The organism is Streptomyces rubiginosohelvolus, from assembly GCF_014649875.1.
In the GTDB taxonomy this organism is placed as follows: domain Bacteria; phylum Actinomycetota; class Actinomycetes; order Streptomycetales; family Streptomycetaceae; genus Streptomyces; species Streptomyces rubiginosohelvolus.
Window position 1 is genome coordinate 13,195 of the sequence record NZ_BMTW01000011.1, and the last position, 12,711, is coordinate 25,905.

Consider the following 12,711-nt stretch of genomic DNA (forward strand, 5'->3'; position numbering starts at 1 on the left):
GGGCGCCCGCCCGACCGGGCCGGGCGCCGCCCTTCCCGGCTTTCCCGGTGCGTACTCCCCACGGAGTACGGGTGATCACCACGCACGGCGGACGCCTCCGCACCCGCCCGCCGTCTAGCGTGGCCGCCATGGACGAACTGCAACCGCTGCACCGGGGCGGGCCGCCGTGGCTGTCCGGCGCGCGCTCGCGGACCGCCGGGCTGCCCTGGGTGTCGACGGCGGTGCTCCTGGTGTTCGTCATGGTCGGTACGGGCTTCGCCGAGGAAGGCCAAGGCCGCCGGCCCCTGGACCTGGCGGCCCGGCTCCTGCTGTTCGTCGCGGTCGGCGTGCTGCTCCTGCGCCGCCGCCGACCCGTGGTCGCCGTGGCCACGACCTGCGCGGCGACCCTGGTCTACCTCGCGGCGGGCTATCCGTACGGTCCGGTGTTCGTCGCCGTCGCCGTCGGCTGCTTCAGCGCGATCGTGACCGGACACCGCAAGGCCGCCTGGTGGTCGCTGGGCGGGCTGTGGGCCGGGCACGTCCTGGTCTCCCACTGGCTCTACCACTGGCTGCCACCGGACGGCGACCGGGCCGCGCCCTGGACGCAGCAAGGCTTCATCACCGCCTGGGTCGTCGCCGTCGTGGCCGCCGCCGAACTGCTGCGCGTGCGCCGCGAGCAGTGGGCGGCCGCCCGGGCGGAGCGCGAGGCGGCGGAGCGGCGCCGGGCCGACGAGGAACGGCTGCGCATGGCCCGCGAACTCCACGACGTGCTGGCCCACTCCATCTCCGTCATCAACGTGCAGGCCGGGGTCGGGCTCGCGCTGCTCGACTCCGACCCGGAACAGGCCCGCACCGCGCTCACCACCATCAAGGGGGCCAGCAAGGAGGCGCTCGACGAGGTACGCCAGGTGCTCGCCAACCTCCGTACGCCCGGCGACGCCCCGACCTCCCCCGCCCCCGGCCTCGACCGGCTGTCGGAACTCGTCGAACAGGCCGCGGCCGCCGGACTCACCGTCACCGTCGGGAGCGAGGGTGACCCGGCCGCCGTCCCGCCCGGCGCCGGACTCGCCGCCTTCCGCATCGTCCAGGAAGCCCTGACCAACGTCGTCCGCCACTCCGGCTCCCGTACCGCCGAGGTGTGCGTCGGCTACGGTTCCGGGCGTCTCCGCCTCCGTATCGACGACGCGGGACCGGCCACCGCCGGCGACGCGGGTGGCAGCGGCAACGGACTCGTCGGGATGCGGGAGCGGGCCGCCGCCCTCGGTGGCACGATCGAGGCGGGCCCACGCCCGGACGGCGGCTTCCGGGTCCTGGCCGAACTGCCGTTCACCGGCCCGGACCGCGACCGGCGCCCGCCCGGGCCTCCCGAGGAGACGACGTGATCCGCGTAACGCTCGCCGACGACCAGCTGCTCGTACGGGCGGGCTTCCGCGCCCTGCTGGACGCGCAGCCCGACATCGAGGTCGCCGGGGAGGCCGCCGACGGCGAGGAGGCCGTCCGCCTGGTGCGCGAACTGCGCCCCGACATCGTGCTGATGGACATCCGCATGCCCCGGCTGGACGGGCTGGCCGCCACCCGGCGGATCACCGGCGACCCGGAGCTGAACGAGGTGAAGGTGGTCATGCTCACCACCTTCGAACTCGACGAGTACGTCTTCGAGGCGCTCCGCAACGGGGCCTCGGGCTTCCTGGTCAAGGACACCGAGCCGGACGAACTGCTGCGCGCGGTAAGGGCGGTGGTCGGCGGGGACGCGCTGCTCTCCCCGGGCGTGACGCGCCGGCTGATCGCGGAGTTCGCGGCCCGCTCCAAGGAGCCGACCGCCGCCGCCTCGCTCGCCCTGCTCACCGAGCGGGAGCGGGAGGTGATGGCGCTGGTCGGCATCGGCCTGTCGAACGAGGAGATCGCCCGCAGGCTGGTCGTCAGCCCGCTCACCGCGAAGACCCATGTCAGCCGCACGATGGTCAAGCTCGGTGCCCGCGACCGCGCCCAGCTCGTGGTCCTCGCCTACGAATCGGGGCTGGTGCGTCCCGGCTGGCTCGGCTGAGCCGGTCCGTCCTCACCAGGTGACCGCGGAGTTGTCCGTCCAGAGCCTGGCCACCGCGCGCTCGCCGCGCAGGGTGACGGCGGTGAGCGGCAGCCGGTTCCAGAGGGTGAGGTAGAGCCCCTCGGCCGTACCGCTCAGCTCGCAGTCCACGTCCTCCGTGCCATCGCCGCCCGCCGTGCGTACGGTCTGCGGCGGGTCCTCGGAGATCCGTACCGTCCAGGTCGCCGCCGTGTCCACGGCCCGTACCCGCAGCGTGCGCGGCTTGTCGGAGCGGACCCGGCTCTTGGGGCGGCCGTGGAAGCCGGTGAGCAGTTCGTCGATGCCGTCGACGGCCCGGGTCGCCGGCACCGGGGTCAGCGGACCGCCGAGCGCCGATTCCGCGTCCACCCGGTGCACCGTCGTCTCGTTGAGCTGACGGCGGGACCAGAAAGCCAGGGGCGAGGGGGCCGGAAGGAACGTCCAGCACTCCAGGTCGGCGGGCGCCTCCTCCAGGGACCGGACCAGATGGCTGTGGCCCTCGCGGAACCAGGCCAGGAGTTCGGCCCCGTCGAGATCGGGCTCGCCGCCGTCGGGGTGGTACGCGGTGTGTCCCTCGGTGAGGAACGCCGCCGCCCACCGGTGGACCATGCCGGTGTGCCGCAGCAGATGGCGTATCTGCCAGCCGGGGCAGGTCGGGACGGATGCGCCGGGAACGGCCTGCTCGGCGGCCGCCGCGAGCAGCCGCCCCTCCTCCGACAACGACGCGATGTGCTCGGTGATCTGCATGGCGGCGATTGTGCCAGTGCCGCGCGGGGCCCGACCGGGTTGCGCGGCTCCGTCGGCCGGGCGGGCGGTCAGACGGGCGCGCTCGTGGTGGCGTTGCGGGCCGTGTAGCCCAGTACGGCAGCCCCGGCGGCCAGCAGGGCGACCGTGGTCAGGGCCACCGGGAGCGAGAACCAGTCGGCGAGGAAGCCGATCGCGGGCGGGCCGAGCAGCATTCCGCCGTAGCCGAGCGTCGAGGCGGCGGCGACCCCGCTGGGCCCTGCCAGTTCGCCCGCGCGCCCCACGGCGACGGGGAAGATGTTGGCGAGCCCGAGTCCGGTGACCGCGAAGCCGGCCAGCGCCAGCCAGGCGGTCGGGGCCAGCGAACCCAGCAGCATCCCGGCCGCGGCCGTGGCCCCGCCGAGAACCAGCGTGCGGGTCTGGCCGAGCCGTTCCAGGAGCAGGGTCCCCGTCAGCCGGCCCGCCGTCATCGTCAGGGCGAACAGCGCGTATCCGGCGGCGGCGAGCCCGGGGTGCGCACCCAGGTCCTGTTCCAGGTGGAGCGCGCCCCAGTCGGCGAGGGCGCCTTCCCCGTACGCCGTGCACAGGGCGATCACACCGAAGAGCACGACGATCCGGCGGGCTCGGGGCGACAGCCGCTGCTTCGGCTCGCGCGGGCCGGCGGCCTCCACGGCGGCGGGGGCCGGGCGGTGGCGGAGCAGGGCGGGTCCCGCGAACGCGGTGACCAGCAGGCCGATCCCGGCCAGCAGGAACAGATGGGTGGAGGCGGAGAGACCGCCCGCGACCAGGCCGCCGAGCCCGGCGCCGACCATCCCGCCGAGGCTGAACGCCGCGTGGAAGCTCGGCATCACCGGCCGGCGCAGGGCGGCGACCAGATCGACGGCGGCGCTGTTCATCGCCACGTTCATCCCGCCGTACGCCGCGCCGAACACGAGCAGCACGAGGCCCAGGGAGAGCGCGGAGTGGGTCTGGGCGGGCAGGGCGATGCTCAGGGGGAGCAGGACGCCGCAGGCCACGGTGACGGCATGGCTGCCGTAGCGGCGGCAGAGCCGGCCGGTGAGCATCATGGTGATCACCGCACCGGCGGAGACGCCGAGCAGGGCGAGGCCGAGGGTGGAGGCGGAGGCTCCGGTCTGCTGCTTGATGGCCGGGATACGGACCACCCAGCCGGCGAAGAGGAACCCGTCGAGGGCGAAGAACACGGTCAGCGCGGTACGGAGGCGGGCCGACGAGGGTGGGGCGGTGTCTCCGCCGGGTCCCCCGGGTAGGGCCGTCCGCAGTTTGTTTAGTTGCGGCACAAACTCAGCATAGGGGCGCTCCGGCGACGGACGCAACACCGCCGCACACCGCGCGTTCCGGGGGCGCGGGCGGTGGCCGGAACCGGGTCCCCGAACCGGCCCTGGGCGTCCGGGAAGCCTCCGGATCATGGGAGACTCGCCCCCATGAACGGCAAGGCGACCACCACCCGGACCAAGTTGGAGAGGGGCCGCAGCGCGCTCGGGCCCGCACTGGAACTGGTCCACACCGGACGCGCCCCCACCCGGGCCGTCCTCACCTCCGAACTCGGCGTCACCCGCGCCACCGCCGGGGCGGTCGCCGCGGAACTGGAGGCGCTCGGCCTGATCCGGGTCGACTCCAGCCCCGGGTCGGCGGCCGGGTCCCAGGGCCGCCCCTCGCATCGGCTGTCCGTCCTGGAGACCGGCCCCGTCGTCCTCGCCGCCCAGGTGCACGCCGACGGCTTCCGGGCCGCGCTCGTCGGGCTCGGCGGCCGGATCGTCGCCACCTCGCCGGGCTGTGTCGCGGTGATGGCCGACCCCGCGCAGGTGCTCGGCGAGGTCGTGGAGGCGGGAGCCGAACTGCTCCGCGCGAGCGGGCTGCGCTGCGTCGGCGCCGGCCTCGCCGTGCCGTCGGCGGTCGCCGAACCGGAGGGCACCGCCCTCAATCCGCTGCACATCGCCTGGCCCGCGGGCTCCCCGGTCCGCGACATCTTCGCCGCCTGCGTACGCCGGGCGGGCATCACCGGCCCAGCGTTCACCGGCAACGACGTCAACCTCACCGCACTGGCCGAGCACCGGCACGGCGCGGGCCGCGGCGCCCAGCACCTCCTGTGCGTGGCCACGGGACACCGGGGCGTCGGCGGGGCCCTAGTGCTCGACGGCCGTCTGCACAGCGGGAGTTCGGGCCTCGCCCTGGAGGTGGGCCATCTCACGGTGAACCCCGAGGGGCGGCCCTGTCACTGCGGCGGGCGCGGCTGCCTCGACGTGGAGACCGACCCGCTGGCCTTCCTCACCACCGCCCGCCGCGAACCCGGCCCCGAGGAGTCCCTCCTCAAGCAGGCCGGGAACCTGCTCCGCACGGAGTACGACGACCCGGCGGTGCGACAGGCCGCCGAGGCCCTGATCGACCGCCTGGGCCTGGGACTCGCCGGACTGGTCAACATCCTCAACCCCGACCGCATCATCCTCGGCGGCCTCCACCGCGACCTGCTGGAGGCCGACCCGGAGCGGCTGCGCGCCGTCGTCGCCGACCGGAGCCTGTGGGGGCGCAGCGGCAGCGTGCCGATCCTGCCGTGCACCCTGGCCCACAACAGCCTGGTGGGCGCCGCCGAACTGGCCTGGCAGCCGGTCCTCGACGACCCGCTCGCCGCGCTGGCCTGAGGGGCTGCCGGGCGGTCATCGCGCGGGGAGGCGTGCTCCCGCCGCAGTACGCACACGGCCGCCTCGCGTACGACGCCCCGGAGCACCTCGTCCCGGCAGGCTCGAAAGCGACCGGAAGGCATCACGCCATCCGCGAACGAGGGAGCTGACCGAGATGAACACCCTGGCGCACACCGGCGGACCCGGCCCCTGGGTCCTGCTCTTCCCGCTCTTCTGGGCGGCGGTCGTCATCGGGATCGTCACCCTGCTGCGCCGCACCGTGTGGCGCGGACGCAAGGGCCCGTGGGCGGCCGCCCGCACTCCGCAGGGCGCCCCCGGACCGTCCTCGCCGATCGCGCTGCTCGGCCGTCGGTTCGCCGCGGGGGAGATCGACGAGGACGAGTACTGGCGCCGACTGTCCGTGCTGGACGAGCAGTTCGGCCGGACCGCCGGCGGCGGCCCGGCGTGACCCCGTGCCCCGGTTCCGCCCGGCGGGCCCACGCCGGCCCGCCGGGCGGAACCGCCCGGTCAGCCGACGACGGCCGACCGGGCGGGCAGGGCCGCGATGTCGTCGGGGGTGATGGTCACGGCCCCGAACGGCCCGTCGGTCATCGACCCGTAGACCGCGAGCGGCGGCAGGGTCGAGGCGCCGGTGACCGCCGGCAGGGTGAACCAGACGGCCTTCCCGGCCGAGCCGATCGGCCGCACGCCCCAGCTCTCGCTGACGGCGGCGATCAGCGCCAGCCCCCGGCCCGACGTGGCGAACGAATCCGCCTCGTTCACCGTGGGCAGGCGCGGATCGTGGTCGTGGACGGAGACCGTCAGACGGTCGAGCAGCAGCTCGATGTCGACGGTGCATGACTTGTCCGGCTGAGCGTGCCGGTGAACGTTGGTGAGAAGCTCGGTGACGCCCAGGGCCGCCTGGTCGATCAGAGGATCGAGATGCCAGTAGCGCAGTTGCGCCGAGATGATTCTGCGGACTTGACCGATCCGCGCCGGCAGGGCCTGGAGCTCCACCGTGCAGTGCCTGCTTGGCTCGCTGATCACGGCTGCGACTCCCCGAAATAGGTCCGGAAGAAGAGAAGAGACACGAACGGGCCCGGCGGACGACTGACTGCCGAATCCGCTCTGCTCTTGTCGTGTCTGCTCGTGTCGCGCGACCCGGTCCGTGGAGCGGATCGCTCTGTCACCGAGGCTGCACCTTCAGTGACGTGGATCCAGCGTGGCCCAGGGGCTGTGGCTCCGCAACTCGCGGCGGAGCCCGACGGCCCCGGACCCCGGTCGCCGTGAACGTACGGCCGCCTCAGTCCCGGCGGCCGCGCGCGCTGCGCAGCGTCTCCAGGAAGCGCCGCAGCGGCGCCGCCCCGTCGCGTCTGCGATTGCGCTGCCCCATCGTCAACCGGTAGCGCACCCCGTTCACCCGTGCGATGACGGAATCCGCCGCGATGAACCACCACTTACGGGCGCTGACCGTGCCCACCGGGGCGCTGTCGATCTCCCGCCCGTTGCTCGTGAGGAGCGACAGCCGGCCGTCCTTCACCACCACCTGACCGGCCCTGGTCAGGGACCTGGTGAACCGTTCGATCCTGACCCCCGACGCACTGAACTCGACGTCCGCCATCGCGGATTCGCCCCCCTTCGTCACTACTCCTGCTGTTGCAGTGTGCCCGGACGCGGGCCGGACCGCCAGAGGGCCCGGAAGCCCGCCGCCCGGCCGCCCGCACCGCCCGTCACAGCCGCCCCGCAGGCGGCGCTCAAAGGCAGGGCTATGGGCCATCAAAGTGACCGTTTGTGCAGGTGGGGTGCCTATCGTGGGAGGTGCGAGCACCGGATCGACGACCAACAGGAGCAGGCCCATGGAGACCAGTGAACACACGGCCGGGGGCGGGGCCAGGGCGACCGTGGACGTCGACCGCAGCGACCCGGAGTACCGGTCCTGGCTGAAGGAGGCCGTCCGCAAGGTCCAGGCCGACGCGAACCGCTCCGCCGACACCCACCTGCTGCGCTTCCCGCTGCCCGAGGCGTGGGGCATCGACCTGTACCTCAAGGACGAGTCCACGCACCCCACCGGCAGCCTCAAGCACCGCCTGGCCCGTTCGCTCTTCCTGTACGGGCTCTGCAACGGCTGGATCCGGCCGGGCAAGCCGGTCATCGAGGCGTCCAGCGGTTCGACCGCGGTGTCGGAGGCGTACTTCGCCAAGCTGATCGGCGTCCCGTTCATCGCCGTCATGCCGCGCACCACCAGCCCCGAGAAGTGCCGCCTCATCGAATTCCACGGCGGGCAGTGCCACTTCGTGGACGACTCGCGCACCATGTACGAACAGTCCGCGGCGCTCGCCGCCGAGACCGGCGGGCACTACATGGACCAGTTCACCTACGCGGAGCGCGCCACCGACTGGCGCGGCAACAACAACATCGCGGAGTCGATCTACCAGCAGCTGCGCCTGGAGCGCTACCCGGAACCCGCCTGGATCGTCGCCACCGCCGGGACCGGCGGAACCTCGGCGACCATCGCCCGCTACGTCCACTACCTCCAGCACGACACCCGCATCTGCGTGCCCGACCCGGAGAACTCCTGCTTCTTCGACGGCTGGACCCGCCACGACCCGCACGCCACCAGCGACCGCGGCTCGCGCATCGAGGGCATCGGCCGCCCGCGCATGGAACCCAGTTTCGTGCCGGGCGCCATCGACCGGATGATGAAGGTGCCCGACGCGGCCAGCGTCGCCGCCGTCCGCGCCCTGGAGCGCGCCATCGGCCGCAAGGCGGGCGGCTCCACGGGCACCGGCCTGTGGAGCGCGTTCAAGCTGATCGCCGAGATGGTGGCGCGCGGCGAGCAGGGCAGCGTCGTCACGCTGCTGTGCGACCCGGGCGACCGCTACCTGGACAAGTACTACTCCGACTCCTGGCTGGAGGAACAGGGCCTGGACATCTCTCCGTACGCCGCCGCCATCGACGACTTCCTGGCCACCGGCACCTGGCCCTGCTGAGGGCCCGCACCCGGTCCGCTCAGGGCGTCGTCGCCGCCAGCCGTGTGTCCAGGCGGCGTACGGCGTGCCGGAAGGACCGGCCCACCCCGGCCCGGCCCAGGCTCAGCACCAGGCGGAACAGCCCCGTCCCGTCGGCCGCGAAGGTCCACTGCACCCGGGTCCCCGCCCCCTCCGGAGTGAGCCGCCACTCCTCCAGCAGGGCCCGCAGACCGGGTGCGTTGGTCTCGTCGACCCGGTAGGCGTAACAGCTGCCCGGCTCGGTGGCGACGATCGTCTCGCGGAAACGGACCCCGCCCCGCAGCCGCACCTCCCGGCCCGCGCCCCCGTCGGTGGGCGTGGCCCGGGTGACGGCCGTGAACCAGGACGGCCAGGACGCGACGTCATCGGCGAGCGCGCGGTACACCACGTCCGGCGGGGCGGACACCTCGGCGGCGAACACCAGCCGCATCGGCGCCGAGTCGGTGAAGTCCCTTCCCACGGTACGGAGTCGGCGTGCCATCCCGTGCACCTCCCGGCGGTCCGCGGTGTGCGGTGTGTGGTCTGTGGAGCGCACACCCTAGCGGCAGGACCGTCAGTTGTCTGTACCACTGTCGGTCACCGGTTCGCGACCGCTGCCGGTCACCGGTTCGCGCCGCTTCTCCTCCGTGGCCGCCGCCTTGGCGATATTGCGCGCCATGCCGCCGAACACCACCGAGTGGAAGGGCCACACGCTCCACCAGTAGGCGTGGCCGAACAGCCCGCGCGGATGGAACAGCGCGCGCTGCCCGTACACCGTGCGGCCCCGCCCGTCGCGCCGCACCGACAGCTCCAGCCAGGCCAGACCCGGCACCCGCATCTCGGCCCGCAGCCGCAGCAGTTCGCCCTGCACGATCTCCTCCACCCGCCAGAAATCCAGCGAGTCGCCCACCCGCAGATGCTGGGCGTCCCGCCGGCCGCGCCGCAGCCCCACCCCGCCGACGAGCCGGTCGAGCCAGCCCCGTACCGCCCAGGCCAGCGGGAAGGAGTACCAGCCGTTCTCGCCGCCGATGCCCTCGATCACCCGCCACAGCGCCTCGGGCCCGACCGGAACGGCCATCTCCCGCTCGTCGCGGTAGAGGCTGCCGCCCGCCCAGTCCGGGTCGGTGGGCAACGGGTCGCTCGGCGCGCCCGGCACCGCGGCGTTGGACCAGCGGGTGTCGACCCGCGCCTCCTGGATCCGCTTCAGCGCCAGCCGCAGCGCCCGGTCGAAGCCGATGGTCCCGTCCGGCGGATCGGGGACGTACTCCTTGATGTCGTGCTCCCGGCAGACCACCTCGTGGCGCAGCGACTCCGTGAGCGGCCGGGCGATGGAGCTGGGCACCGGAGTGACCAGCCCGACCCAGCGGCTGGAGAGCGTCGGGGTCAGCACCGGCACCGGCAGGATCACGCGCGGCCGCAGCCCCGCCACCGCCGCGTAGCGCTGCATCATGTCCCGGTACGTCATGACGTCCGGGCCGCCGATGTCGAAGGCCCGGTTCACCCCGGCCGGCAGCGCCGCGCACCCCACCAGGTAGCGGACCACGTCCCGTACGGCCACCGGCTGGATCCGGGTCCGTACCCAGCGCGGGGTGACCATCACCGGCAGCCGCTCCGTGAGATACCGCAGCATCTCGAACGAGGCGGACCCCGAGCCGATGACGATCGCCGCGCGCAGCACCGCCGTCGGCACCTTGGAGGACAGCAGGATGTGACCCACCTCGGCCCGTGAACGCAGGTGCGGCGACAGGTCCTTCTCCGGCACCCCCGCCGGAGTCAGCCCGCCCAGATACACGATCCGGCGCACCCCCGCCGCCCGCGCCTGCTCGCCGAAGGTCCGGGCCGCCTCGCGGTCGGTCTCCTCGAAGGTCGAGCCGGTGCCGAGCGCGTGCACCAGGTAGTACGCCACGTCGACGCCCCGCATCGCCTCCGCCAGGGAGTCGGCGTCCGTGACATCGCCGCGCACCACCTCGACCCGGTCCGCCCACGGGTAGTCGCGCAGTTTCTGCGGCGTTCTCGCCAGCGCGCGCACCCGGTACCCGGCATCGAGCAGTGCGGGCACCAGCCGGCCGCCGATGTAACCGGTGGCCCCGGTCACCAGGCAGCGCGGAGCGGAGTCGTCGGGTTGTTCTGTGCTGTCGCCGTGGCCGTTCTCAAGATCCGTCACCTGTCCGAGTGTGACACCGGACGGCTCCCGGGACCGGCCGAGGACTCCGTACGGCGGCATCGAGGCCATCGGTACGGTGACGGCCCCGGCCCTCGCGCCGGCTCAGTGCACCGCCGTGAGCGTCCCGCCCTCGCGCAGCGACGCCGTCAGCTCCACATCGGCGTCACGGGGCGCCCGCACCGCGAGCGTCGGCCCGCCCGCCGCGCCCCGCACTGCCCCGCTCGCCTCGATACGGGTCACCGCCCGGCTCCCCGCGGCCAGGACGTACCACCGGCCGGAGGACGCCTTCCAGTGCGTGCCCGCCAGCACGTGCTGCCCGAACCTGCTGCACAGCGCCGTGTCGTCGCGGTCGGCGACCACCACGGCCGGGTCCGTGGGCGAGGGGGCGGGCGCGAGGAACTGCACCAGGACGCGGCCGGGACCCCGCCAGGTGTCGGCCCGGGTGCACAGCCAGCCGGCCGAAGCGCCGCCCTCGGGCAGCTTCTGCTCGGCGAAGGCCCAGTTGTTGACCGACCGCACGCCGGAGCCCGCCAGGGTCCGCAGGGAACACGCCGTACGCGCCCAGGCGAGCAGCGCGTCGGTGCTCGTCGCCTCACGCGGCTGCCGGGCCGGCGCGCCGCGCCCGGGCTTCGGCGTGTATGTCAGATGCGCGGGAGCCAGATCGCCCAGATCCGTCACCAGGAACGCGTGCTTCTCCACGATCCGCTCCGAGGACCGCAACTGGAGCACCGGCCACGTCTCGCACGCGCCGCCCGCGGCGGGCCGGGGCACCTCGGCGGTGACGCCGTCCGGGTCCACCTCCAGCGGCCGTCCGGGCGTGTCGGGAGCGAGCAGGTCCCGAGTGGTGGACTCCGCGATCCAGGGGGCGAGCAGGAACCGCGCGCCGTCGCCCGTACGGCTGACGACGACCGCCGCACCCGTCGTCACGTCCGCGTCGTCGGTCCGGGCGAAGTCGATCGCCGCCCCGCCGGACCCGGACAGCGGCTCCGCGTACCGCACCACCCGGACCCCGCCGTCGTGGAACAGCACCACCGCCGCTCCGTCCACCTCACCCGCGAACAGCAGCCGGGGCGGCTGCGCGGGCGGCACCGTGACCGTGCCCGGCGTCGTGGACACCCGGACCGACTCGGGCGGCCCCGCCCAGGCCCGCAGCGCCCGGCCCAGCAGTCCGTCGTCGTCCGTACGCCCGCCCCTGGCCGGCCAGGCGGTGAAGTCGACGCGCGAGGTGTCCGCCCACCGCTCCGCCGCCGTCCGCATCAGCTCCGCCGGATCGAGCACCGGCGCGAACACACCCGCCGGGGACCGCTCTTCGCCCCCGTCCCGCGCCCCCTGCTCGACGGCGACCGCCAGGCCCCCCGCCACCACGCACAGCGCCGCGGCCACCGCCGCCGCCCGCACCCGGTGCCTGCGCCGCAGCAGGTCGCTCGGGCGGGTCTGGACCGTGCACGGGTCGAACTCGCCGGACCTGAGCATCGCCTGCGCCCCGGCCCGGTCCGGCCGCCCCAGCCGGGCCGCCCGGCGCACCGCGCCCGCCGGATCCGCCACCGCGGCGCCGGCCAGCAGCTCCCGGACCCCGGACTCGTCGAGCCCTTCCAGCAGCTGCAGCGCGAACGCCGCCCGGACGGGCCCGTCCACCGCCGACAGCGCCCGGTCCAGAGCCAGTTCGTCGACGCCGCCCGCCCGGGGGAAGAGCCGCAGCCCCCACACCACCGGCAGGGCCGGACGCAGCGCGGCCGGGGCCGGGAGCCGCCCGGGCCACCAGCGGGGCCGCCGCTCGTGGGCCAGCGCCGCCCGCAGCACCCGCAGCCGCACCCACCCGTACGCCGGATGCGCGGGGACCCGGTCCGCCGCGGCGCCCTCCGCGCCCGCCGGAGGGCCGGTCCGGCGGGACTGGGCCGGAACGCGCGGGCCCGACGCCTTGCTCCCGGCCGCGGGCAGGGCCCGCTGGACGACGGCGTGGGCGGTCAGGACCCGGCGGTGCCGGCCGAGCGCCGGCGGCAGGACGACATAGGCGAGCCGAACCAGGCGCGGGTAGTGCTCCACGAGGGCGGCCTCGGCCTGCTGCACGCCCGTGCGGTCGCTCTGTACGTCGGTCCGCTGCTGCGGTTGATGGATCGGCATGGAATCGGTGCCTTCCGG

Annotated in this window: 12 protein-coding genes; 5 read left to right on the forward strand and 7 right to left on the reverse strand. The window is 74.5% G+C overall.

Features of this window, described 5'->3' with window-relative positions:
• The first annotated feature begins 128 nt into the window (after window positions 1–128).
• Window positions 129–1,361: a sensor histidine kinase gene (locus IE134_RS23050; RefSeq protein ID WP_189431564.1), complete on the forward strand. Its 1,233-nt coding sequence runs from the start codon at window positions 129–131 to the stop codon at window positions 1,359–1,361.
• Complete coding sequence (locus IE134_RS23055) at window positions 1,358–2,023, forward strand: response regulator (RefSeq protein WP_030712735.1); 666 nt, start codon at window positions 1,358–1,360, stop codon at window positions 2,021–2,023. The genes IE134_RS23050 and IE134_RS23055 overlap by 4 nt, the downstream gene beginning before the upstream one ends.
• Window positions 2,024–2,035: 12 nt before the next feature.
• Here IE134_RS23055 and IE134_RS23060 read toward each other — a convergent pair whose 3' ends face one another.
• Window positions 2,036–2,788, reverse strand: coding sequence for a maleylpyruvate isomerase family mycothiol-dependent enzyme (locus IE134_RS23060; protein ID WP_189431566.1), 753 nt, complete (start codon window positions 2,786–2,788; stop codon window positions 2,036–2,038).
• 68 nt (window positions 2,789–2,856) lie between these two features.
• The gene (locus IE134_RS23065) at window positions 2,857–3,987 is read right to left on the reverse strand and encodes an MFS transporter (RefSeq protein ID WP_098020264.1); all 1,131 of its coding nucleotides are present in this window, start codon (window positions 3,985–3,987) and stop codon (window positions 2,857–2,859) included.
• 240 nt (window positions 3,988–4,227) lie between these two features.
• On the opposite strand from IE134_RS23065, the gene IE134_RS23070 reads away from it, so the two are divergent.
• Both IE134_RS23070 and IE134_RS23075 read left to right on the forward strand, forming a co-directional pair.
• Complete coding sequence (locus tag IE134_RS23070; RefSeq protein WP_006122607.1) at window positions 4,228–5,442, forward strand: ROK family protein; 1,215 nt, start codon at window positions 4,228–4,230, stop codon at window positions 5,440–5,442.
• 154 nt (window positions 5,443–5,596) lie between these two features.
• On the forward strand, window positions 5,597–5,890 hold the full coding sequence (locus IE134_RS23075; RefSeq protein ID WP_030712742.1) for an SHOCT domain-containing protein: 294 nt from the start codon (window positions 5,597–5,599) through the stop codon (window positions 5,888–5,890).
• Between the two features lie 59 nt (window positions 5,891–5,949).
• Here the strand turns inward: IE134_RS23075 and IE134_RS23080 are convergent, their stop codons facing one another.
• Together IE134_RS23080 and IE134_RS23085 are read right to left on the reverse strand one after the other, a co-directional pair.
• On the reverse strand, window positions 5,950–6,468 hold the full coding sequence (locus IE134_RS23080; protein WP_078614383.1) for an ATP-binding protein: 519 nt from the start codon (window positions 6,466–6,468) through the stop codon (window positions 5,950–5,952).
• 256 nt (window positions 6,469–6,724) lie between these two features.
• Entirely contained in the window at window positions 6,725–7,042 is a 318-nt protein-coding gene (locus IE134_RS23085) for a hypothetical protein (RefSeq protein WP_006122602.1), read from the reverse strand.
• A gap of 235 nt (window positions 7,043–7,277) precedes the next feature.
• Between IE134_RS23085 and cds1 the strand changes: the two genes are divergently transcribed.
• Window positions 7,278–8,411 (forward strand): L-cysteine desulfhydrase Cds1, encoded by a 1,134-nt coding sequence (gene cds1 / locus IE134_RS23090; protein ID WP_030712748.1) that lies wholly within the window; start codon window positions 7,278–7,280, stop codon window positions 8,409–8,411.
• 19 nt (window positions 8,412–8,430) lie between these two features.
• Here the strand turns inward: cds1 and IE134_RS23095 are convergent, their stop codons facing one another.
• The 3 genes from IE134_RS23095 to IE134_RS23105 form a co-directional block, all read right to left on the reverse strand.
• Window positions 8,431–8,910 carry an SRPBCC family protein gene (locus IE134_RS23095; RefSeq protein ID WP_097886449.1) on the reverse strand — a complete coding sequence of 160 codons (480 nt, stop codon included), beginning with the start codon at window positions 8,908–8,910 and terminating at the stop codon, window positions 8,431–8,433.
• Window positions 8,911–8,982: 72 nt separating this feature from the next.
• Window positions 8,983–10,572: an SDR family oxidoreductase gene (locus IE134_RS23100; RefSeq protein ID WP_030712756.1), complete on the reverse strand. Its 1,590-nt coding sequence runs from the start codon at window positions 10,570–10,572 to the stop codon at window positions 8,983–8,985.
• A 102-nt stretch (window positions 10,573–10,674) separates the two neighbouring features.
• Window positions 10,675–12,693 (reverse strand): hypothetical protein, encoded by a 2,019-nt coding sequence (locus tag IE134_RS23105; protein ID WP_189431568.1) that lies wholly within the window; start codon window positions 12,691–12,693, stop codon window positions 10,675–10,677.
• Window positions 12,694–12,711 lie beyond the last annotated feature (18 nt).

Excerpts from the sequence above, each read along its gene's own strand:
- IE134_RS23050 (WP_189431564.1), top strand. The coding sequence starts at position 129 with ATGGACGAACTGCAACCGCTGCACCGGGGCGGGCCGCCGTGGCTGTCC.
- IE134_RS23060 (WP_189431566.1), bottom strand. The coding sequence starts at position 2,788 with ATGCAGATCACCGAGCACATCGCGTCGTTGTCGGAGGAGGGGCGGCTG.
- IE134_RS23070 (WP_006122607.1), top strand. The coding sequence starts at position 4,228 with ATGAACGGCAAGGCGACCACCACCCGGACCAAGTTGGAGAGGGGCCGC.
- IE134_RS23075 (WP_030712742.1), top strand. The coding sequence starts at position 5,597 with ATGAACACCCTGGCGCACACCGGCGGACCCGGCCCCTGGGTCCTGCTC.
- IE134_RS23085 (WP_006122602.1), bottom strand. The coding sequence starts at position 7,042 with ATGGCGGACGTCGAGTTCAGTGCGTCGGGGGTCAGGATCGAACGGTTC.
- cds1 (WP_030712748.1), top strand. The coding sequence starts at position 7,278 with ATGGAGACCAGTGAACACACGGCCGGGGGCGGGGCCAGGGCGACCGTG.
- IE134_RS23095 (WP_097886449.1), bottom strand. The coding sequence starts at position 8,910 with ATGGCACGCCGACTCCGTACCGTGGGAAGGGACTTCACCGACTCGGCG.
- IE134_RS23105 (WP_189431568.1), bottom strand. The coding sequence starts at position 12,693 with ATGCCGATCCATCAACCGCAGCAGCGGACCGACGTACAGAGCGACCGC.